Annotated in this window: 16 protein-coding genes and 2 tRNA genes; 13 read left to right on the forward strand and 5 right to left on the reverse strand. The window is 61.0% G+C overall.

All coding sequences use genetic code 11. The annotated features are described in order from the left end of the window. Positions 1-22: 22 nt before the first annotated feature. Together AACP59_RS01715 and AACP59_RS01720 are read right to left on the reverse strand one after the other, a co-directional pair. The gene (locus AACP59_RS01715; protein WP_339349596.1) at positions 23-1,312 is read right to left on the reverse strand and encodes a tyrosine-type recombinase/integrase; all 1,290 of its coding nucleotides are present in this window, start codon (positions 1,310-1,312) and stop codon (positions 23-25) included. Between the two features lie 149 nt (positions 1,313-1,461). Further along, positions 1,462-1,534 (reverse strand) — tRNA-Ala (locus AACP59_RS01720). Positions 1,535-1,786: 252 nt separating this feature from the next. Between AACP59_RS01720 and AACP59_RS01725 the strand changes: the two genes are divergently transcribed. From AACP59_RS01725 to AACP59_RS01785, 13 genes are all read left to right on the forward strand, one after another. Continuing rightward, on the forward strand, positions 1,787-2,788 hold the full coding sequence (locus AACP59_RS01725; protein ID WP_339349598.1) for a D-2-hydroxyacid dehydrogenase: 1,002 nt from the start codon (positions 1,787-1,789) through the stop codon (positions 2,786-2,788). 62 nt (positions 2,789-2,850) lie between these two features. After that, on the forward strand, positions 2,851-3,615 hold the full coding sequence (locus tag AACP59_RS01730; protein ID WP_339349600.1) for a DUF1287 domain-containing protein: 765 nt from the start codon (positions 2,851-2,853) through the stop codon (positions 3,613-3,615). 197 nt (positions 3,616-3,812) lie between these two features. Further along, positions 3,813-4,763 (forward strand): magnesium transporter CorA family protein, encoded by a 951-nt coding sequence (locus AACP59_RS01735; protein WP_297316457.1) that lies wholly within the window; start codon positions 3,813-3,815, stop codon positions 4,761-4,763. A gap of 8 nt (positions 4,764-4,771) precedes the next feature. Further along, positions 4,772-5,617 carry a glutamate ABC transporter substrate-binding protein gene (locus AACP59_RS01740; RefSeq protein WP_297316458.1) on the forward strand — a complete coding sequence of 282 codons (846 nt, stop codon included), beginning with the start codon at positions 4,772-4,774 and terminating at the stop codon, positions 5,615-5,617. Between the two features lie 145 nt (positions 5,618-5,762). Then, complete coding sequence (leuS, locus tag AACP59_RS01745) at positions 5,763-8,732, forward strand: leucine--tRNA ligase (protein WP_339349601.1); 2,970 nt, start codon at positions 5,763-5,765, stop codon at positions 8,730-8,732. 318 nt (positions 8,733-9,050) lie between these two features. Next, entirely contained in the window at positions 9,051-9,683 is a 633-nt protein-coding gene (locus tag AACP59_RS01750) for a ComEA family DNA-binding protein (RefSeq protein WP_339349603.1), read from the forward strand. A 563-nt stretch (positions 9,684-10,246) separates the two neighbouring features. Beyond that, the gene (locus AACP59_RS01755; protein ID WP_339350065.1) at positions 10,247-11,656 is read left to right on the forward strand and encodes a ComEC/Rec2 family competence protein; all 1,410 of its coding nucleotides are present in this window, start codon (positions 10,247-10,249) and stop codon (positions 11,654-11,656) included. Beyond that, positions 11,653-12,636, forward strand: coding sequence for a DNA polymerase III subunit delta (gene holA, locus AACP59_RS01760; protein WP_370465953.1), 984 nt, complete (start codon positions 11,653-11,655; stop codon positions 12,634-12,636). The genes AACP59_RS01755 and holA overlap by 4 nt, the downstream gene beginning before the upstream one ends. Continuing rightward, the gene (tsaE, locus tag AACP59_RS01765) at positions 12,633-13,235 is read left to right on the forward strand and encodes a tRNA (adenosine(37)-N6)-threonylcarbamoyltransferase complex ATPase subunit type 1 TsaE (RefSeq protein ID WP_339349605.1); all 603 of its coding nucleotides are present in this window, start codon (positions 12,633-12,635) and stop codon (positions 13,233-13,235) included. Before holA ends, tsaE begins: the two co-directional genes overlap by 4 nt. Further along, positions 13,232-14,068, forward strand: coding sequence for a tRNA (adenosine(37)-N6)-threonylcarbamoyltransferase complex dimerization subunit type 1 TsaB (tsaB, locus tag AACP59_RS01770; protein ID WP_339349607.1), 837 nt, complete (start codon positions 13,232-13,234; stop codon positions 14,066-14,068). The genes tsaE and tsaB overlap by 4 nt, the downstream gene beginning before the upstream one ends. After that, the gene (gene rimI / locus AACP59_RS01775; RefSeq protein WP_297316463.1) at positions 14,068-14,571 is read left to right on the forward strand and encodes a ribosomal protein S18-alanine N-acetyltransferase; all 504 of its coding nucleotides are present in this window, start codon (positions 14,068-14,070) and stop codon (positions 14,569-14,571) included. The genes tsaB and rimI overlap by 1 nt, the downstream gene beginning before the upstream one ends. Beyond that, positions 14,564-15,607, forward strand: a complete 1,044-nt coding sequence (gene tsaD / locus AACP59_RS01780) for a tRNA (adenosine(37)-N6)-threonylcarbamoyltransferase complex transferase subunit TsaD (RefSeq protein ID WP_339349609.1) — start codon at positions 14,564-14,566, stop codon at positions 15,605-15,607. The genes rimI and tsaD overlap by 8 nt, the downstream gene beginning before the upstream one ends. Positions 15,608-15,707: 100 nt before the next feature. After that, positions 15,708-15,780: transfer RNA gene (locus AACP59_RS01785), tRNA-Asn, on the forward strand. A gap of 82 nt (positions 15,781-15,862) precedes the next feature. Here the strand turns inward: AACP59_RS01785 and AACP59_RS01790 are convergent. The 3 genes from AACP59_RS01790 to AACP59_RS01800 all read right to left on the reverse strand — a co-directional run bounded on the left by AACP59_RS01790 (position 15,863) and on the right by AACP59_RS01800 (position 20,446). Continuing rightward, positions 15,863-16,753, reverse strand: coding sequence for an AraC family transcriptional regulator (locus tag AACP59_RS01790; protein WP_339349610.1), 891 nt, complete (start codon positions 16,751-16,753; stop codon positions 15,863-15,865). A 134-nt stretch (positions 16,754-16,887) separates the two neighbouring features. Beyond that, complete coding sequence (locus AACP59_RS01795) at positions 16,888-18,090, reverse strand: MFS transporter (protein WP_297316466.1); 1,203 nt, start codon at positions 18,088-18,090, stop codon at positions 16,888-16,890. Between the two features lie 76 nt (positions 18,091-18,166). Beyond that, positions 18,167-20,446 (reverse strand): alpha-galactosidase, encoded by a 2,280-nt coding sequence (locus AACP59_RS01800; RefSeq protein ID WP_339349611.1) that lies wholly within the window; start codon positions 20,444-20,446, stop codon positions 18,167-18,169. Positions 20,447-21,131: the final 685 nt, after the last annotated feature.

Genomic DNA, 21,131 nt, shown 5'->3' on the forward strand with positions numbered 1-21,131 from the left:
AACTCGAACGCAAATACCACACTCACAACTCCTGAAGCCGGGCCACCAGATCCGCACGCTGCCTCTCCAAACCGGCAATATCCTCATCAATCCTCCCAATCCGCGCTCGCAGGAATTCCGGCGTCTCATCCGGCAGGAGATTTGCACCCAACTTCTCGGCCAGGATGTCCTTACGTTTGTCGATGGAGTGCTGGTAGCGCATTGCAGTGTCCACATCAGCGTGGCCTGCAGCATCCATAAGCTCCTTAACTGTCGCGCCTTCTGCAGCGAGCCAGGTCAGCCCGGTATGGCGGAGATCATGGAAGCGCAGATCTGGTCTACCTGCTTTGATCCTGGCCTTACTGTACCAGGAACGTAGGGAGTTGGGATGGACAGGTTTGGTGCTATCGGTCAATTCGGGGAAGAGCCATGACTTTTCACCGCGCGGTACTTGTTCCGAGAGGAACTGCTGGAGTAGGGGCAGCAGTTGAGGGGGGATACGTTCATCTCTGATGCTCCTTTCCGTTTTCGGGGTATCTGTCAGCTTTTCCGAGTCCATTGTTACCCTGCCACGGCGGATATGCAGTGTTCTCGTTTTAAGATCGACATCCCGGCGCTGGAGGGCACAGACTTCACCTATACGCAGACCATCGCCGAACACTGCCAGGTAAATGCTCATTCGGTATCGCATCGGCATAGCATCGTAGATGGCCTTGACCTCTTCTGGTGTGGCTGGGACGGTCTGCGTTTTCCTTCCTGGATGAGAAAGGGGCTTTGTGCACGGGAATACGGGTATGAGTGGAGGCTCCCCGTGGGCTCCAGGTTGGCTCGCGGTCCTCAGCATGGCCTTTAGTGCCTTGTAAGCGTTCACCTTCATCGACGCCTGGTCTGATGGCATGGATGCCAGCCACTGGTCGATGTCAGCCTGGGTTATGTCGATTAGTCTGGTTGTGCCGAACCACGGGAGGACGTGGTTCTCGATGTCCTTACGCAGGTGGTATTTGCTCCCGGCCTTGAGCGGTTTCCCTTTATATGTTCGATGTTCTAGCCATGATTGATAGTAGTCGTTTACGGTTAGACGTTGCGAGGCGGTTTGCCGTTTCTTGACGATGGCTGGTTCCCAGACTCCGGCTTCGATTTGCTTGCGTGCCTTACTCAGCCAGGCTCTCGCGTCATCCTCCATATCTGGTTTGAAGGTCTTGCTTTGTCTGGCCGCAAGGTTGGGCCATTGTTCGAAGGCCTCCAAAGGCGTGGGGAACGAGGCAACTATCCTGGTAGGATTTGCTTTGTTTGGTTTGTAGAGGATGCTGCCGAATGCCCTGGTTCTTCCCATGCCTTGTCCTATTAGTTGTCCTATTAGAAACCGATTAAAACGGTCCGAAACCGCCTAAAACCCAGTATATGGTGAGAGCGGGAAATGCCCCAAAACAATGGGATTGCAACAAAAAAGCCGCCCGAGTGAATCGAGCGACTAATTTCTTGTGGAGCTAGGGGGATTCGAACCCCCGACCTTCTCCATGCCATGGAGACGCGCTACCAGCTGCGCCATAGCCCCGTGCTTCTTGAGCCTTGCTTATAGTACACCAAGGTTCAAGAGAGGGGCAAATCAGTGTGTCGCCTTGATTTTGCAAGGGTTGGCAGGGTTGTGCATGTGAAGCGGGTGGGTCTGGGCTCAATGAGACCTCTGCCGGTCTTCCTGCGATAGCATGATAGACAGTGCACACGCCCTGACTGGTTGATGTCTGGTGTACGGGATACTTGGGCATGACACGTTGATGAGGTGTGAGGAAAGGCAGGGTCGATGGTCATGGAAGACGAAACTCAGACCAGAGGCAGGGAATCCGAACAGGTGATTGTGAACTGCCTGCCACTCTCCCAGGAGGAGCGCAACCGGTTCGTTGAGGCGGCTGACGGCATGCGGCAGGAGTTCATCGTGGATCCGGCCATGCGCAACCAGATGCAGTGGCCTATGGGCGTGCCTGAGATGAACAGGTCCGAGGCGACGATCATCTTCGGCAACCCGCCCGCCGACCAGGTGGCCCAGTGCAGGAACCTGGCCTGGTTGCAGACCTCAAGTGCGGGAGTGGACGCTTATCTCAAACCCGGTATCCTGCCTGAAGGGGCCGCTCTGACCAGCGCCTCGGGCGTGTATGGACAGTCTGTGTCCGAGGAGATGTTCGCTATGATGTGGGCCCTTCTGAAGGACCTGCCCGCTTACCGGGACAATCAGGACAAGGGGCTATGGCAGCCCCGCGGGGCCGTGTACTCACCCAGGGGAGCCAAGACCCTTGTTCTGGGAACCGGGGACCTGGGAGCCAGCTTCGCCCGCCTGGTCAAGGCCGTGGGCGGTGCGACATACGGTATCCGCCGTCATCCCGAGAAGCCGGTCGAGGGGTTCGACCACCTGGCCGGATTCGACCGGGTAGACCAGCTCCTGCCCGACATGGACATCGTGGCCATGGCCCTCCCATCGACACCGGCCACCCACCACATCATCAACAAGGACCGTCTGGCCCTGATGAAGCCGACAGCGGTCCTGATCAATGCCGGCAGGGGGGATGCCGTGGATTGCCAGGCCCTGGCCGAGGGCCTGGAGGCGGGACGGATCCTGGGTGCCGGACTCGATGTGACCGAACCCGAACCCCTGCCGGTGGGCCATCCCCTCTGGTCCCAGCCGCGGTGTCTGATTACCCCGCATGTGGCCGGCGGGGCCCATCTGGCTTCGAATGTCGATAAGATCATTGAGATCTGCCTGGATAACCTGCGTCGCTTCCGGGCCGGTCAACCACTTCGCAACCAAATGAGGTGAACGTGCGCTCAACCCCGGGAACAGACCGATCCATGCATCGAAAGCACCACCCGGCGGTTTGGGTGGCAGCCATTGTGGTCCTCGCCTTGATCGGAGCCGGTCTGCTATGGGGTCTGCCCGCCCTCCGTACTCGGGCTCGGGGCCGGTTAAGCAACCAGTCCACGGAACAATCCAGCCAGGCCGGGGCGTCCGAACAGGAGGGGAAGGACGTTCCGGGCTTTTCTCCCAAGCAGACCGCCGCCTACCCCAAGTTGAAGTCCGGCATTGATTACGATCATGACGGGGTGGATGACTACACCGACCTGGTCCGAGGTGCCCACGAGGGTGCCGAACGGCATCGCAGGTATGACACCGGCTATTACCAGGGCGGATATCCCCCTGATGATCGGGGAGCCTGCACCGACGAGATCTGGCGTGACTTCAGCCATGCGGGTTATGACCTCAAGGCCATGGTGGACGCGGATACCGCCGCGAATCCGTCCGCCTATGCGGGTGCCATATCCAGGCCGGATCCCAACATCGACTTCAGAAGGACCAACGTGCTCGGGGTCTTCCTGGGAAGGTACGCCCAGTCTCTGACCACCGACACAGCCGCCCATGACCAGTGGCAGCAAGGCGACATCGTCATTTTCGACACCTCATGGCATATCGGCATGGTCTCCGACAGGCGTGATGGGCGGGGCGTGCCTCTCCTCCTGCACAACATGGGCCAGAAAGATCGCGAGAATGACTACCTGGGGTCCGCCTCGCACCGTCCCATCACCGGACACTACAGATTTGACGCCTCCAGGATCCCGCAATCCGTTCTGAAACCGTGGAGGCAATAGAAAACCCCCGGAAGGGAATTCGGTCCTGCGGCCGCCGGTACATCCCCGGGAAGACCCTCCCGGAACCCCTGATGGGGGTGGTTGCGACTATTCTGCAAGAATTGGGATCGGTACCGATGAACGGCTTTGTTGGTATCGGGTTCTGCGGATAAGCGTGGCAACAGTTGCCCGGTCTTGAGCGAGAGGCGGTGACGGCGATGATGAGGGTATTCAGCACCATGAACGGTCAGATCGAGCAGATCAAACAGGGGGAAAAGGGATCCTGGATATGCCTTTCCGCCCCCACCGACGTGGAACTGGCCAACGTGGCCCAAAGTACCGGCATCGACCTGGCCGATCTGCGCGCCCCCCTGGATGACGAGGAGCGCTCGCGTGTGGACGTCGAGGATGACTACACGATGATCATCGTCGACATTCCCCGGGCCGAGGAGCGTGACGGGCGCGACTACTACGAGACCATCCCTCTCTCCATCATCGTCACCGAGAACCTGATCGTAACGGTCTGCATGCAGGATACCGTCCTACTCCATCCTTTTATGGAGGGCACCATCCGGGGGTTCAACACCTTCATGAAGTCGCGGTTCATCCTGCAGATCCTGTATAGGAACGCCACTATGTACCTGCGCTACCTGCGCATCATCGACAGGGAATCCGACAAGCTGGAACTCAAGCTCCGCCATTCCATGCAGAACCGGGAGATCCTGATGCTCCTGGAACTGAACAAGACCCTGGTCTACTTCGCCACGAGCCTCAAATCGAACGAAATCGTCCTGGAGAAGCTGACCAGCCTGGAGCGGATCAAGCAGTACCCGGATGATGAAGACCTCCTGGGTGATGTCATCACGGAGAACAAGCAGGCCATCGAGATGGCCAACATTTACTCGAGCGTGCTTTCGGGCATGACCGACGCCTTCGCCTCGATTGTGTCCAACAACGTGAACAATGTCATGAGGATCTTCACGATCATCTCCATCAGCATGTCGGTGCCCACCCTGATCTTCTCCATGTACGGCATGAACTTCAATGACGGCATGTTCGGTATGCCCTTCACGGACAAGCCCTGGGGGTTCGCGGTGGTGGTGATCGCCTCCATGCTGATCACCGGCCTCGTTACCTGGTTCCTCACCCGGTCCAAGATGTTCAAGTAGGAGGACCCATGAAAGCGCGCAAGCTGGTGGCATCCCTGACCGCCCTGATGCTGTCCCTGCCCCTGGCCGGGTGCGGGCAGTCCGCGGCCCAGTACGACGTCAGCTCGATCGGCCCCAAGATTCACGTGGGCATCTCCTTTGACCAGCCCGGACTGGGCTTCGTGCAATCGAGGAATTACCAGGGGTTCGAAGTGGATGTGGCCAAGTATGTGGTCCATGAACTGGGGTATTCCCACAGCCAGATCGTATGGCAGCAGGTCCAGCCCGGTGACCGCGAGCGCATGATCACCGAGGGCAAGGTCGACATGGTCCTTGCCGGCTATTCCATCACCCGGGCCAGGCAGGAGCTGGTGGATTTTGCGGGGCCTTACTTCCTTGCCGGGCAGGATCTTCTGGTCCGTCGCGGCCAGGAGGAGATCAGCGGTATCAACACACTGGATTCGAAGCGGGTCTGTGTGGCCAGGGGTTCCTCCTCGTCCGAGGTGGTCAGACGGCGGGCGCCCCGGGCCCTGGTGCAGGAGCGTGACCAGTTCACCGAGTGTGTCACCGCCCTCCTGAGCGGGGATGCCGATGCGGCCAGTGGTGATGACTTTGCCCTGGCGGGTCTGGCCAAGGTGCGCGGGGGCGAACAGCTGCGCCTGGTTGGTGCCCCCTTCACCCAGGAGCATTACGGCATTGCCGTTTCCAAGGACGACCCGGAGCTGGTCGCCACGATCAATGCGGCACTGAGGCGGATGTTCAAGGATGGATCCTGGGAACGGGCCCTGCTGCATGCCTCCCGGTCCATAGGGTTCAAGACCGAGCCAGCTGCCCGTCAGCCTGTGCGTCTGGACGGGGCCCCCTCGCAGGAATAGCCGGAGTCGGACGGCCCGTCTGATCCGGCAGGGGTGCCGGGTCGGTCCTGGCATGGGGCAGGGCAGGCTGTCCTCATCCGACCGCCTGATTCGCCAAGTGGACCTCGGGTGGCCCGTGTCCATGTGAATGGCGATAATTCAGCTTATGAACGCGAATGAGAACAGGGGCCAGAATCGGTCCCAGGAACCAGATCAGCCCAGGTACCGCTACGATGCGCAGATGGCCCAGACCATAGAGGAGCACTGGCAGAAGGAATGGGACCAGGAGGGCGCCTTCTGGGCGGCGAACGTTGCGGGTGACCTGAAGGATTCCAAGGGCAGGAACGCCGAGGGTCGCAGCCCGTACTTCGTCATCGACATGTTCCCCTACCCCTCGGGCAAGGGCCTCCACGTGGGCCACCCCCTGGGATACATCGCCACCGATGTGGTCAGCCGCTACCACAGGATGAAGGGGGAGAACGTCCTCCACGCCATGGGGTACGATGCCTTCGGGCTGCCGGCTGAGCAGTACGCCGTCCAGACGGGGCAGCATCCCAGGGTGACCACCGAGCAGAACATCGCCAACATGCGTTGGCAGCTCCACCGGCTGGGATTGAGCTTCGATGACCGTCGTTCCTTCGCCACGATCGACAGCGATTACGTACGGTGGACCCAGTGGATCTTCTCGCGCATCTATGAGTCCTGGTACGACACCGAATACCGGCGCAGGGATGGGGGTGTCGGTTCCGCCCGCCCCATCAGCGAGCTGGAGGAATCCTTCAGGTCGGGTTCCCGGGCGATTCCGGGCTATCCCGACCGGACCTGGGATGATCTGGACCAGGCCGAGCGTTCGGATGTCCTCAACGATTACCGACTGGCATACATCTCCAAGTCGCCTGTCAACTGGTGCCCCGGTCTGGGCACGGTCCTGGCCAACGAGGAGGTGACCGCCGAGGGGCGCTCCGAGCGTGGCAACTACCCGGTCTACCAGCGTGAGCTCAAGCAGTGGTCCATGAGGATCACCGCCTACGGCCACCGCCTGGTCGAGGATCTGGACATCCTGGACTGGCCGGAGAAGGTCAAGCTCATGCAGCGCAACTGGATCGGGGAGTCGCATGGTGCCTCGGTCCTCTTCAAGGTGCCCGCCAAGGATGGCGAGAGGACCATGGAGGTCTACACCACCAGGCCAGACACCCTATTCGGGGCCACTTTCGCCGTGGTTTCGCCCGAACATGATCTTCTCAGGCATGTACCCGATCAGTGGCCGGAGGGGGTTCCCGAGGACTGGAAGGGCGGCTATCCCGATCCGTCGGCAGCCGTCAGGGCCTACCGTCTGGCCGCCGAGGCCAAGACGGCCAGGGACAGGGTGGATGAGGCCGGCGAGAAGACCGGGCTCTTCACCGGGCTCTATGCCGTCAATCCCATCACCGGGGCCAGGCTTCCGGTCTTCACGGCCGACTACGTCCTGATGGACTACGGGACGGGTGCCATCATGGCCGTCCCCGGTGGGGATCAGCGTGACTACGATTTCGCCACCAAGTACGGACTGCCGGTCATCTATACGGTCAAGCCACTGCCTGATTCAGGTCAGGACCTGGCTGATTTCGAAGGGAAGGCCCCCTTCGTCTCGCATGACGGCATCGTCATCAACTCGTCCATCGAGGCCACCGAGGAGGCTGGTGATGCCCTCAGTCTGGACGGTCTGCGCGTGGACCAGGCCATGGAACGGGTGACCTCCTGGCTGGAATCGGCGGGAGTGGGCAGGGGAACGGTCTCCTACCGGCTGCGCGACTGGCTCTTCTCACGTCAGCGCTACTGGGGTGAGCCCTTTCCGATCGTCTATGACGACCAGGGTCTGCCCCACCTGATTCCCGACGACCAGCTGCCGGTGGCCCTTCCCGATGTGCCGGACTATTCGCCCAAGACCTTCGACCCGGAGGATTCCGAGTCCAATCCGGAGGCTCCGCTCAGCCGCAACCAGGACTGGGTGGATGTGACCCTGGACCTGGGCGATGGCCCCAAGGTCTACCATCGTGACACCAACACCATGCCCAACTGGGCCGGGTCCTGCTGGTACTACATGCGGTACATCGATCCTCACGACACCAAGCACATGGTGGAACCCCGGGAGTTCGACTACTGGCTGGGTCCCAACCATAACGCAACGGCCGGTGAGTCCGGTGGTGTAGACCTCTACGTGGGCGGGGTCGAGCACGCCGTCCTCCACCTGCTCTACGCCCGGTTCTGGCACAAGGTGCTCTACGACCTGGGATTCGTCTCCTCCAAGGAGCCCTTCCACAGGCTCTTCAACCAGGGCATGATCCAGGCCTACGCCTACACCGACAAGCGCGGGCAGTACGTACCCGCCGCCGAGGTTGAGGAGAGCGAGGAGGACGGCAAGACCATCTACACCTGGCAGGGGGAGCGGGTCAACCGTGAGTTCGGCAAGATGGGCAAGAGCCTGAAGAACATCATCACCCCGGATGACATGTACCGCACCTACGGGGCCGACACCTTCCGGCTCTATGAGATGAGCATGGGCCCCCTGGACGAGTCCCGCCCCTGGAACACCCGCAACGTGGTGGGCGGTATGAGGTTCCTGCAGAGGCTCTGGCGCAACGTCGTCGACGAGTCCACCGGTCAGGTGGTGGTCGATGAGGGTGAGTTGGACGAGAAGACCCTGAAGCTGCTCAACCAGACCATCCATGACGTGACCGCCGAGATGGAGGGGATGCGGCCCAACACGGCCATCTCCAAGCTGATTGTGCTCAACAACCGCCTGACTTCGCTGAAGGTTACCCCGCGTGCAGCCGTTGAGCCCCTGATCCTCATGCTGTCGCCCATAGCACCCCACATCTGCGAGGAGCTCTGGAACAAGCTCGGCCACCAGGAGTCCATGGCCCACGCCGACTGGCCCACCTGGGATGAGCGGTACCTTGGGCAGGATACGGTCACGGCTGTCGTCCAGGTCAAAGGGAAGGTCCGCGGCAAGCTGGAGGTCGGTCCTGACATCTCCGCCGAGGAGCTGCAGGCCAAGGCCCTGGCCCTGCCCGCCATCCAGGAGCGACTGGGCGGCAAGGAGCCACGCAAGGTCATCGTCAAGGCGCCGAAGATCGTCTCCATTGTTCCAGCCTGATCGACTGTGCGCCCGCCACCGGTGCATACGGTTCGATGCATGATGGATCGGGGTGCCTGCACTGATGGACATCGGTCGCCTCTGCCGTGACGTATTCCACCTTTGACCACATTCCCCTTCCCGATACCGGGGAGGGGTTTTTCATGCCAGTCTGAGCCAATGAGTGCAGATTCCCCATATGGCGGCCACGAGGATGAAAGCTGGACCGCCTTCCTGGACCCTCCAGCCCCTCGTGCCGAACCAGGGGAGGGGGAAGCGGGCGCCGTTCCGGCACCGTGTTCGCCTCCGCCTCCCGGACCGCCCCTTATCGGTCGGGCCATGACCGCCCTTCCGGAGGTGGGGGCGACAGGCGTCGTCAGGGATAAGCCCCGCCTGATCTTCAAACCCGCCCATGCCCTGGCTGCCATCCTGGTTCTGATGGTTGCCCTGGCGGCGAGTCTGACCCTCTTCATTCAACAGTCAGCCTCCCTGGCTGGGTCGTTCGGGGAATCGGGCAAGGCTGCCGGTACTGCGACGGATGGCAGGGCGGCAGACAGGAAGAGGGAGAAGAACGGGAAGAAGGAGCAGTCCCCATCGGGGGGTAAATCAAGCACGTCCGGCTCTGGGAAGGTGTCCGGTGACGGTAAGGATGCCGGGCCTGGTCAACCTGCGTCCGGTTCCGCGACCGCACCTGACTCGTCCGGGTTTCCACCGCCGCAGGTCCGGAATCCGGCATCCGGTGCGGGAGATTCGGGGGCAGGAGGTGGTCCTGTTACGGGCCAGGTGGATATCAATACGGCCACCGTCGAACAGTTGCAGGGGGTCAGGGGGGTAGGACCGGTCATGGCCCGGCGCATTGTCGAGCATCGTGGCCGTATCGGCAGGTTCTCATCAGTGGATCAATTGCTGGATGTCTCGGGGATAGGGCCCAAGACCCTCGAAAAGCTGCGGGCCTTCCTGGAGGTCCAGTGAGGTGGGAGCTGGGCCTGGGTACAAGGGTCGAATCCTCCTATAAGGGCCGTGAACTCACCTATCTGGGGCGAGAGCAGGGAAGCCGGGATTGGAGGTTTCTTCCCGTGGCCTGTACGGCATGGGCAACGGTCCTGGCTGTGCAACACCTCTTTGGACGACATCATCTCGGTCTGGTCAGGCAAGGTTCCGGAAGCCCCCGGGCGTCTGATGATGGTCAGATTGGTTCGTTGGGTGCCTATTGGTGGTGTTTGGCCGCTTTGGTAGTGGTGATTGTCCTCGGTTCAGGGGTTCTTATGGTCCTGCGCTACCTCGGCAGAGGAAAACCGAGGAAAGGAGACACTCGGGATTCCCCTTCTTCAGCGGCCGGGGGAAGGAAACCGCTCCGGCGTCTGTGTAGACAGGTCGGGGTCTGTCTGCCTGGTCTGGCGGTTGTGGGGACCACCATCATGATCATGTCCCTGATTACCTTGGTCGCCCAGGTGGCCGAACGGTCTGGACCTGCATACCGTCAGGCCATGAGAGGAAAGATCCGGGTCGAGGTTCAAGGCCGCCTGGTGTCACCGATGGCGGCTTCGGAACGGCTGGGTTGGGATTGCCATGCAACCCTGCATATGGACTTCATGCTGGCCGGTGGGGTTGGGATGCCCACTGGGGAGGAGGTCATCCTGTATGCCAGGGGAGGAGCCTGTCGGATGGGCCAGGCTGGGCGCTACCTGATCAAGGGTCTCCTGACGGCATCGGCCTTCGGACGTAATCCCCTATGGGTCGAGGCCGAGGATGGTCCGATGCGGGAATTGGACCGGCCTGGACATCTGTACGCAATGGTCACACGGATGCAGGAGGCCTTTCTGGTGCAGACACGGCAGTTGAGCGACCAGGGCAGTGTGCTGGTGCCGGGTCTGACCATGGGGATGCTGGGCAATGAGGGAATGGTTGCCGACGATTGGTCCGGTGCAAGGCCTGAACAGGTGGTGGAGCCTGTCTATGCGGCCCGTCTCAAAGAGAACTTCAAGCGGTCCGGTATCATCCACCTGATGGCTGTTTCCGGTGGCCACTTCATGATTCTGGCCGCTGTACTGACGCGCCTGCTCAGAGCCCTGCGCTCGCCTCCCCTCCTCACAGGCGTGGCCTTGGCGGGGACCTGTCTGGGCTTGGGGCTGATTATGGCCCCCTCTGATTCGGTGCTCCGAGCCCAGGCCATGGGGTTGTCGGCCGCCATGGCAATGACGGCCGGTCGTCGGTCCCAATCCATAAATGCCCTCTCCTGGTGCGTGCTCCTGATTCTGATGGCCAAGCCTTCCATGGCCTCCAGTTTCGGATTCGCACTCTCGGCAGCAGCGGTGTTGGGTATCAGTTTGCTTGGGGAGGGACTCTCAGACCGGCTGGGGTATCATATGCCGACCATCCTTGCCCAACCATTGGCCATGACCCTGGCCGCCCAGGCTGGGACCCTCCCCGTTCAGCTTCTCATGTCGCCGCAGATATCGCTCTTCTCCCCGATTTCCAATCTGGTCGTCGCCCCCGTGGTGGATGTTGCCACCCTGGCCGGTCTGGCCGGACTGATGGTCTCATGGGTTTGGCCTGGTCCGGGTCATTGCCTGGCCTGGGTGTCTTCTCTGGGAACCGGGGTGATGGAGGTTGGAGCGACCTGGCTGGGTGGATCGGATATGGGGGTGCTGGCCTGGCCGCCGGGAGGCCTGGGCCTGTTGGCCCTGGTCCTGACTGAGTTCGGCATCCTTCTCTTTCTGCGCCTGATTCGGTTGCTGGGATTGGCTGTGCTGGATCCGGAATCCGGAGGTGCGGATGGAATCGGTCTGCCTTTCAGACCTTCGATCTGGTTCAGGGTGAGCAGGTGGTTCCGTCAGACACAGGAGATGGCATCGTCGGCACGGTTCGCCTCCCGGAGGAATCCGGATAAGGAGAGACGGAGACACCTGTCAATGTCCAGCGATACGGGGAAATTTGAACCATGACGAAAGCTCAACAAGGAAATGCGCCTGTCATGATGGTGGTCGGCGGAGATCTCTTCCTCAACGGGCAACGTGTCAAGGAACTCTGTGCCCGGGCCTGCAAGGCCAACCCCGACTGTGAGTTCCTGGAACTCAATGGAGCCACCTGCGACTCCTACACCTTCGAGGAGGCGGTCAGTCCCTCCCTGCTCAGTGACCGATCGGTGATTCGCATGGAGGATATGCAGCTTGCCGATGAGGCCCTGGGAGATGCTCTGATCGCCTACTGCAAGGAGGCCGTCAAGAATCCGCAGGGCAGCAGCATCGTCATCTGCCGACATGATGGGAGCAACCGGGCCAGGCGTCTTCTGGACCAGTTGGCCAGGGCAGGGGCCGTCAAGGAACAGGTGCCGGATTTGAAGAAGTTCGAAGCCAGGGTCAACTTCGTCTATTCCCAGTTCGAACAGCGTGGACGGCGGGTGGAACCGCGAGCCGCCCAGCGGTTGGTGGACGTCCTGGGAGAACGGACCCCCGAGCTGGCTTCCATGTGTTCCCAGCTCTGCAATGACTTCGACCAGAATCCTCTCACTCTGGACATCGTCAATTCCTACCTGACCGACAATCCCGCAGTCAGCGGGTTCGTCGTGGCGGACCTTGCCCTGAGTGGACACGGTGCTCGGGCCGTCGTGGCGCTAAGGTCGTCGATAGGGCAGGGCAATGACCCCATCTCCCTGATCGGTGTCCTGGCCTTGAAGCTGCGGGTCCTTGGCAAGCAGGCGGCAATCCAGGCGGGCGCAATCACCACCGCAGAGGCCAAGTCCGCATACTGGCAGTTGCGTGATGCCCGCAGGCAGCTGCGTGGTTGGAGCTCGCAGGGCCTGGCGGATTGCATCGAAGCACTCGCCGCCGCTGATGAGGAGTGCAAGACCAATGGCGGAGATCCCGAATACGCGCTGGAACGGGCCGTTGAACTCATCGCCTCCAGGGGGAGGGCCAGGGTATGAGCCTGAAGCTGGTGGGTGATGATACTGGCGAATTGCGCCTTGCCGTTCCCCGGAGTTCAGATATGCAGGATCTGGGTGGTCTGGTGGCCTCCCATCTTCACGGAGGCGATGTGGTCGTGCTCTCAGGACCCTTGGGGGCGGGGAAAACCACCCTGGCCCAAGGGCTGGGCAAGGGCCTGAAGGTGGATGGGCCGGTGGTTTCGCCCACTTTTACGATTGCCCGTGAACTCCATGGCAGTCTGGCTGATGGAAGAGCGGTCGATCTGGTTCATGTGGATGCCTACCGCCTGGGCGGGGAAGGATACGAACCCGGTGAAGACAGTGTGGGTCGGCTTCTTGATGAACTGGAATCCCTTGGGCTGGATGAGGAACTGGAGGAACCCGGACAGGAGACGGTCGTCCTGATGGAATGGGGTGAACAGATGGCATCCGCCTTGGCCGATCAACGTCTGGAAATCATCATCGACAGACCCCTGGAGGGGGAAATGGATCCTGATCTGCCACCGACCAGCCGGGGACAGCGTTTGGTTACCCTGCGTGGGGTAGGCTCGTCCTGGGTATCAAGATTGAACTCCCTGCGGAAGGTGGTCCAGGCATGAGTGGCCAGGAAGGTCATGGTTCCAAGAGCAAGGTGGACGAATCGGTCCTGGTGGTCGACACCTCCTTCGGGTCGACCGTCGGCATGCTGGGCCACGAGCCATGGGTTGAAACGGACTCCAAGTCCCATGTGGAGCATCTTCAGGTCAACATAGCGACCGTGGTCGCCGATGCAGGTCTGGCTCCCGCGGACCTGGACACGATTGTGGTCGGACTGGGCCCTGCCCCCTTCACCGGTCTCAGGGCAGGTATAGTCACGGCTAAGGCCCTGGCGTATGCCACAGGGGCGAAATTGTTGGGCCAGGACATTCTGATGCCCCAGGCCCGGTTCGCATACCGGCAGGCCCTGAACCAGCGTGGGACCACCTCCCTTACGGATCAGCCGGATCAGGCGGGAATGAAGACACGGATTCTGTCCCTGGCCGTGAATGATGCACGACGTCACCAGTTGTATTTCCGGCTGTATGACGACTTCGGCCAGGCTGACCATGGCGGTCGCCCGCTTACCCCCATGGATATCGATTATCCGGACGCGATAGCCAATCGGCTCGCGGGGATTGTCGACGAGTACACGGCATCGGATCAACCGGTCCAGGTCGTCATCAGCGGGCACGGGGCGAGGCGGTACGAGGACAACTGGCGGGCATTACTGCCCGAGGCCCTCGTCTCAGGTGAGTCCTTCCTGGACAGCGGTGCTGCAGGTTTGGCCCTGATGGTGGAGTCGGCCAGGAGCCGGGAGCCGGACGGACCGGAAGGGGAGACGGTCGAACCGCTCTACCTGCGCAGGCCCGACGTGTCCGTGCCCAACCCGCTCAAGCACGTGGTGAAGTCCTGATGATCCGACAGGTGGAAGAGCGGGATTTGCCGGTCCTGGCCCGGATGGAAGAGGAGATCTTCCAGGGGTCCTCATGGAGCCTTGAGGTGCTTCAGGCTGAATTGCATGCCCCCGCCAGGACCTATCTGGCCTGTGAGGAGGAGGGGGGCATCCTTGCCTACGGGGGTTTCTGGTTCAATGGGGAAGAAGCGGAATTAATGACCATCGGTGTTGCCCCCTCGGCCCGTCATCGTGGTCTGGGCCGGTCCCTGCTCACGGAATTGTTCGACCAGGCCAGGGAGCAGGGCGCGGGACAGATGTTTCTCGAGGTTCGTGTGGACAATGATCCGGCCCTGGGACTCTATCGGAACATGGGGTTCCGGCAGATGGGACTGAGGCGGCGGTACTACCAGCCGGAGGGGATTGATGCCTTTACCATGGTCAAGGATCTGCCAAGGAGCCTTGGCCCGGTGGGTGGCGACAGGAATGGCCTGGGTAAGGAGAGTGTGACGGACAATGAGTGAGCCTGTGGTGCTGGGCATCGAATCTACCTGCGACGAGACCGCTGCGGCCCTGATCCAGGGGGATCGGTTGCTTTCCAATGTGGTGGCTTCGTCCATGGATCAGCATGCTCGTTACGGCGGTGTCATTCCCGAGATAGCCTCGCGTGCCCATACCGAATCCTTCGTGCCGGTGGTCTCCCGGGCCTTCCTGGAGGCCGACATGGATCTGAACCAGGTGGATGCCATAGCGGTTTCCGCCGGACCAGGGTTGGCGGGATGTCTGGCCGTGGGCGTTTCCGGTGCCAAGGCCCTGGCCTGGGCCGCAAATAAGCCCCTGTACGGCATCAATCACGTGATCGGGCATATAGCCGTCACCCAGCTCCAGTTCGGTCCGTTCCCCGACGACACCCTGGCCCTGATCGTTTCCGGGGGTCATACCTCCCTCCTGCACGTTGGCGACATATCCCGGCAGGTGGACGTGGTCGGATCCACCCTGGATGATGCCGCCGGCGAGTGCTTCGACAAGATCGCCCGTCTGCTCGGCTTCCCATATCCTGGGGGGCCGCACATCGACAGGCATGCCCGTCTTGGGAATCCCAAGGCCATCCAGGTGCCCCAGGGCCTGACCAAGGGGAGGGCCGGCGCCGATCATCCTTATGATTTCAGTTTCTCGGGGGTCAAGACCGCTGTAGCCCGCTGGATCGAAGGGCAGGAGGCGGCCGGGCGGGAGATTCCCGTGGACGATGTCTGCGCATCCCTGGCCGATTCCGTGGCCACCGTCCTGACCAGGAAGGCCATGGCGGCCTGTCGGCGGTTCGATTCCGACACCCTGGTCGTGGGGGGCGGCTTCTCCGCCAATTCGCAGCTGAGGGCAAGGCTCCAGGAGGCCGGGGGCCAGGAGGGCATCAAGGTCAGGATTCCGCGGATCGAACTCTGTACCGACAACGGGGCCATGGTGGCCATGCTGGGCGTCAACCTGGTCAAGGCCGGCATCGGTCCATCCTCTCCGGGCTTTTCCATAGACTCGGCGATGCCCATGGATACAATAGTCATGTAGCACGATTGGACGGGTCGACCAATCGACACGCCAATTTGCCTCAAGCCGTTCTGGGGAATAAGATATTGAAACTGTGTTCAGCGAGAGTTGAACGGGATATTCCCGCATAGCTCAGTTGGCAGAGCGTTCGACTGTTAATCGAAATGTCGCTGGTTCAAGCCCAGCTGCGGGAGCTCGATGGCCGCCGGTCTTCCGGCGGCTTTTTTATATCGTGATGGTGGGCGGTAATGGTCCGCATTGTTTCATTTTGCCGGGTCAGCGCTCAAGCAGGGCCTTGAGGATATCCATGTCGATGTTCAGATCATCATGGGTGCGTGTCCGGACCCGTCGGTATTCCAAGGGGGTGGTTCCCGTCCGGTCCTTGAACTTTCGGCTGAATTGTTCGTTGCTCTTGAAGCCGCAGCGCCTGGCCGTCTCCTGAACCGGGATGTTGGTCATGGCTATCAGATCGTAGGCCTCGTCCATCCGGATGCCCTCTATGTATTCACGCATGGTGGTTCCCATGACCTGGTGGAATCGCCGCGAGAGGTAACTGCGATCCACATGCAAGCCCTCGGCCACGTCCGAGGGGCCTACACCGTCCTGATGGTGGCGGGCTATGTAGGTGACGGCCCTCTGGACCACCTCGTCGCCGGTGACGGCGTTCTGTTTGAGCCCGCCGCTGGACACCAGATGCCGGGCCAGCTGGTGGAGGAAGTCATAGGCCAGGGAGTTGAGTTTCAGTGCATCACCGACGCTGCCATCCGTGTAGGAGAAGCAATCGGTGACCAGTGAGAGGAAGGGCTTGAATTCGTCCACATGGAAGACCGTCCTGCTGGTGTCCAGGCCGATCTTCGTCAGGGTATCGCGCTGGGTGGTACCGTTGAAGCCCATCCACAGGTAGGTCCAGGGGTTCCTCTCGGAGGCGTGGTATTCGATGGGGGTATCCGGGCCGACCACGAAACCGTCCTTCCTGTGAAGGTGGTATTCGGTCTCGTTGACCCTGACGGACCCGGTACCTCCCAGAACGATGTGGACGATGTCGGTGGTTCGCAGGGCCGGACCGAAGGAGTGCCCGGGTTGGGTCCTCGAGATGCCGCAGACCGCGAAGGTGATGTTCTGCGCGCTTTCCACCGGCTGTTGTATGAACCAGACCGCATTCTCCATTGTTGACCCCCGATGATGGGCCCACTCCTCCCGGCCGGGGCCCTGCGAAGAGGTCGGCGAAGAAGGTCGTGGGTTTGCGATTCGCTGCCCGACCATCCTAGAGGTCGGGCAGCTGTTTCCCACTGAGAGATGAATCAGACGCGTCTGATGGTGCGAGGGAGGTTTCGGATGCCCAGTCCAACCAGAATCAGGGCGAAGATGACCGCCAGGATGATGAAGGGGGCCGTCAGTGAATCGGTGCCGAAGATGTTGCTGACCAGGCCCATGAAGATGGGCGAGACGAAGTTGCCGATGTTGCAGCCGATCAGGACCAGCGAGGTTGCGATGGTGCCCATCTTGGGGCTCATGATCTCCCCGATGGTCGTATAGATGTAGGGGAAGCACCAGGCACCGGGGATGCCGATGATCATCATGCCGATAAGGGCGAAGGCGAAGTTGTGGATGGACAGTGCCATAAGCACATTGCCCACCACGTACAGGGCCACACCCATGTAGAGCACGGCGATGCCGATTCGCTTGTTCAGCCACCCGAACACGAATCCCGCCAGAATCCCCAGGATGGGCATCAGGGAAAGGAAGAAGCTGGCGTTGTATCCCTCGCCCTTGATACCGACCGCAATGGAGGGGAATCTCAGGGTGGAACACAGGGAATCGAGAACCATGAAAACGGCGAAGAGCACCAGAACCCAGACGAAGGGGTGGAGGTGGTCCTTGTCGGTGGTGACCGTTCCTGCATGCTCCGCCTTCTTCTCGGCCTCTTCGGCAATGTCGGTCCGATCGGGTTCCGGCACGGTCAGATAGAAGAAGATGGCCAGGGGGAAGGCCAGGAGGTAGATGGCATAGGACCAGTGCCAGCCCAGGGAGAGCAGGAGCCCGGCCAGGATGGTCAGGAGGCACTGGCCGATGTTCTCCATGGATCCGCGGTAGCCCAGGAGGGTGGCCCTGGTGTCACCCTGGTAGAGCTCGCTGATGATGTTCACGGCCAGGGAGTTGTAGAGTCCCAGTCCGCACCCCAGTAGGAGCCGGCTGATGAAGATGAGCGGGTAGGTGGTGGCGATCATGGGGGCGGCCCCACCGACCCCGGCCAGGATCATGGCGCAGAAGATGGTCCGTTTGGTGCCGAAGTGACGTTCAACCAGGCCGGAGAGGAGGATGAAGACGATGACGGCCAGACTGGGAATGGTCGAGAGGAGCTCGTTCTGTGCCGTGCCGATCTGCAGGTCATGGCGCATGGCCGGCAGGGCCCCGTTGATGGCCGGTGCGCTCGTCAGCATCAGCGATATGCCAAGGATCGCTGCCTTGGTTAGGGCGCTCTGGCTGGAACTGGTTGATTTCATTGATTGTGCTCCTTGATGTGGCAATTACAGGGTTTGACGGTCCATACCCATGGGTCATGGACCGAAGGCGGCGGGATCAGTCGGCCTGAAGGACGAAGAGACGTGAATCGAAGTCCTTGGTGCTCCCCAGGGGGTTGACCCCACCCATCTCGCCGGAGGCAGCATCGGAGTCCACCATGCCGACCCGCATCAGCTCGTCTCCGCGCAGGGTCAGACCCTGGATGGTTGAGGGGCCGGTGCAGGTGATTCGGTAGTCCGCCTGAGGGTCCAGGCCCTGGAGTTTCAGACTGGTGTAAGGGCCATTGGGTTCGAGGAGGATGGTGTAGTCGCCGATGATAACGGTGCGTCTGTCCTCGGAGACCACCATCCATGCGCACCTGTGGTTTCCGTAGGGTGCCCGCAGGCGATAGAAGGAGCCGGTAGCCAGGACCTGGCGGTGTTCCTTGTAGAAGGCGACCTGACGATGGACCTCCTCCATGTCTTCCTCGCTCAGGGTGCCGAGATCCAGTTCGTATCCGAAGGTGCCGAAGAGGGCCACATTGCCACGGGTCCTGATTGGGGTGACCCTGCCGGTCTGGTGGTTGGGCACGATGGAGACGTGGGCACCCATGGCACTGGGCGGGTAGAAGAAGCTGGTGCCGTACTGGATCTTCATCCGCTCCACTGCATCGGTGTCATCAGAGCACCATATCTGTGGGGTGTAGTAGAGCATCCCCATGTCGAAGCGGCCGCCGCCTGAGGCGCAGCCTTCGATCAGCAGGTCGGGGAAGGCATCCAGGAGACGCTGGAGAAGGTCGTAGACCCCCAGGATGTAGCGGTGATGGAACTCGCCCTGGGATTGGGGCCCGCGAGTGGTGTCGAATCCTTCGGAGACAAAGCGGTTCATGTCCCACTTGATGTAGGAGATATTGGCCGTGGAGAGGATGTGATGCATCTGCCGGTAGATGTTCTCGACCACATCGGGGTTGGAGAAGTCCAGAAGGAACTCGTTGCGGCCGTGGTTCATGTGCCGGTCCGGGGTGTGGATGGCCCAGTCGGGGTGGGCACGGTAGAGGTCTGAGTCCTTGTTGACGGTCTCCGGCTCGAACCAGAGACCGAACTTCATTCCCATGTCGTTGATTCTCTTGGCCAGGCCGGTCAGGCCCCGGGGGAGACGTTCCTTGTTGGGGATCCAGTCGCCCAGACCCGCCGTATCGCCATTGCGTGAGCCGAACCAGCCGTCATCCAGGACGAAGAGTTCGATGCCGGCCTCCTTGGCTTTGGAGGCGATGGAGACCAGGCGATCCTCATTGAAGTCGAAGTAGGTGGCCTCCCAGTTGTTGATCAGGACCGGACGTGCCCGCTTGTTCCAGGGGGAACGAATCAGATGGTCGCGGACCATGGCATGGAAGGCCTGGCTCATGGCCTGATAGCCGCCTGTGGTGCAGGAGACCAGGGCCTCGGGGGTCTGGAAGTCCTGGCCGGGGGCCAGACGCCAGGCGAAGTTGGCGTCGTTGATGCCGGTCTGGATGCGGGTCACCCGATAGGTGTCAACCTCGGCGTGGAGATCGAAATTGCCAGAGTAGACGAAACCGATGCCCATGGTCTCTCCCATGGTTTCGTTGGTGCCAGGGCGGGAGAGGATGGCGGTCGGATTCAGGAAGTGGCCGCTGGCGTTGCGCAGGGATGATATCTCCTGAATCCCCTCATGAAGGTGGTGGGTGTGCGGGTGGCGTTCCCGGGCCCAGGCCCCTGAGAAGATGGTCATGTCGTAGTCGCTGTCGGGCATATCCAGGCTGAGGCTCATGGCCCGCTCGACCACAAGATGCTGATTCCCCTCATTGATGATCCGGGCGGAACGGGCCAGGATGGGGGATCCGTCGAAGATGGTGTAGTTCAGGGCTACTTTGAGTCCGGTGAGTCCGTCCCTGAGGATGATTCTGAGGGTAGTTGCCTCGTCCTCGCCGGCCCGGGTGGCCGGCAGTCCCTCAAGTTCGGGCTTGCCCTCGATTGTCTCATAGTCCAGGTACTGAAGGTCGGTCAGGGTGGAACCGTTCTCCTGTCGGACGGAGATGGCGGGCTGACGGTAGTCGCCGGTCCCGTATTCCGGATACTCCTGGCGTAGGTGTTCCAGGGAGTAGGTCATATCGCCCTCGATCCGGCAGGTGGCGGTGGGGCGGTGTTGGAGTTCGATGAGGTGGGCGAAGCTCTCCCTGTCGGCTACTGCCTGGCCGAAGTAGAGGTTGAGCAGCTTGCCTTCCCCGTCGACCTTCATGATGTAGCTGATCAGGCCATTGGTCAGGTGGAACTGTCCATCCTCATCATGGACGATCACACGGGCATCCTGGTCCTGTGACTCGCGCTTCCTTGTAGCCATACCTGCTCTCTTCCTCGAGGATTATCTTCCTTGTGCGGTTCGGGTGATCTGTTCGTCACTGTCTCATCCTCAAACCGACATTCACGATAGGGGCGATTTCCCGTCGTGGTGAGGGGAAGGGGCGGCCTGTTGTGGACTGTTTCCAACCTGGTGTGACTCGCTTGGTTCGCCTTCCCCACCGCACTCGGTATTCGGACCACACAGGCTCTTGGGGCCCGGTATTGCTTGCTTGGGCAGGCCTGACCAGTCGATTCCCGGTTGTATCGTGTGCGATTTGCCGGTGGGGGGTTTTCCACAAATCATCAATCGGGTCCAACAACCTGACCCGGTCTGAACCGGGCATGATTCCGCGCGCAAAACCACCGGCTGTTTTTTCGGAATCTGACGAATCACCGGGCTTGTTGATTGTTCCGGGCTGTGGCCAATTATCAGTTCACGTGGTTGCTCCCGGTGGAAAACGATCGATTGCCTCTTGGGGGGGCTTATCGAGAATTCACCCTCGACCACATTGGGCCGCAACAATGGTCGATGCCTCATGTCGTGGATCAGACTGGTTCCAGGAAATATGAAAAGGAGGCGTGTGATGGGCTGTGAAACCCTATGGAAGGCGGCAAGGCCGGGCAACGCATCGAAGCTGTCAGGGGAAACAGGATTGAGGGTCTGGAAGGGTGTCCACAGGCTTTTC

Source organism: Bifidobacterium indicum (assembly GCF_036987015.1).
GTDB lineage: Bacteria > Actinomycetota > Actinomycetes > Actinomycetales > Bifidobacteriaceae > Bombiscardovia > Bombiscardovia indica.

Bases quoted from the DNA above. Each gene is read 5' to 3' on its own strand.
- AACP59_RS01715 (WP_339349596.1), bottom strand. From the start codon at position 1,312: ATGGGAAGAACCAGGGCATTCGGCAGCATCCTCTACAAACCAAACAAA.
- AACP59_RS01725 (WP_339349598.1), top strand. From the start codon at position 1,787: ATGGAAGACGAAACTCAGACCAGAGGCAGGGAATCCGAACAGGTGATT.
- AACP59_RS01735 (WP_297316457.1), top strand. From the start codon at position 3,813: ATGATGAGGGTATTCAGCACCATGAACGGTCAGATCGAGCAGATCAAA.
- AACP59_RS01740 (WP_297316458.1), top strand. From the start codon at position 4,772: ATGAAAGCGCGCAAGCTGGTGGCATCCCTGACCGCCCTGATGCTGTCC.
- leuS (WP_339349601.1), top strand. From the start codon at position 5,763: ATGAACGCGAATGAGAACAGGGGCCAGAATCGGTCCCAGGAACCAGAT.
- AACP59_RS01750 (WP_339349603.1), top strand. From the start codon at position 9,051: ATGACCGCCCTTCCGGAGGTGGGGGCGACAGGCGTCGTCAGGGATAAG.
- AACP59_RS01755 (WP_339350065.1), top strand. From the start codon at position 10,247: ATGGCGGCTTCGGAACGGCTGGGTTGGGATTGCCATGCAACCCTGCAT.
- holA (WP_370465953.1), top strand. From the start codon at position 11,653: ATGACGAAAGCTCAACAAGGAAATGCGCCTGTCATGATGGTGGTCGGC.
- tsaE (WP_339349605.1), top strand. From the start codon at position 12,633: ATGAGCCTGAAGCTGGTGGGTGATGATACTGGCGAATTGCGCCTTGCC.
- tsaB (WP_339349607.1), top strand. From the start codon at position 13,232: ATGAGTGGCCAGGAAGGTCATGGTTCCAAGAGCAAGGTGGACGAATCG.
- rimI (WP_297316463.1), top strand. From the start codon at position 14,068: ATGATCCGACAGGTGGAAGAGCGGGATTTGCCGGTCCTGGCCCGGATG.
- tsaD (WP_339349609.1), top strand. From the start codon at position 14,564: ATGAGTGAGCCTGTGGTGCTGGGCATCGAATCTACCTGCGACGAGACC.
- AACP59_RS01790 (WP_339349610.1), bottom strand. From the start codon at position 16,753: ATGGAGAATGCGGTCTGGTTCATACAACAGCCGGTGGAAAGCGCGCAG.
- AACP59_RS01795 (WP_297316466.1), bottom strand. From the start codon at position 18,090: ATGAAATCAACCAGTTCCAGCCAGAGCGCCCTAACCAAGGCAGCGATC.
- AACP59_RS01800 (WP_339349611.1), bottom strand. From the start codon at position 20,446: ATGGCTACAAGGAAGCGCGAGTCACAGGACCAGGATGCCCGTGTGATC.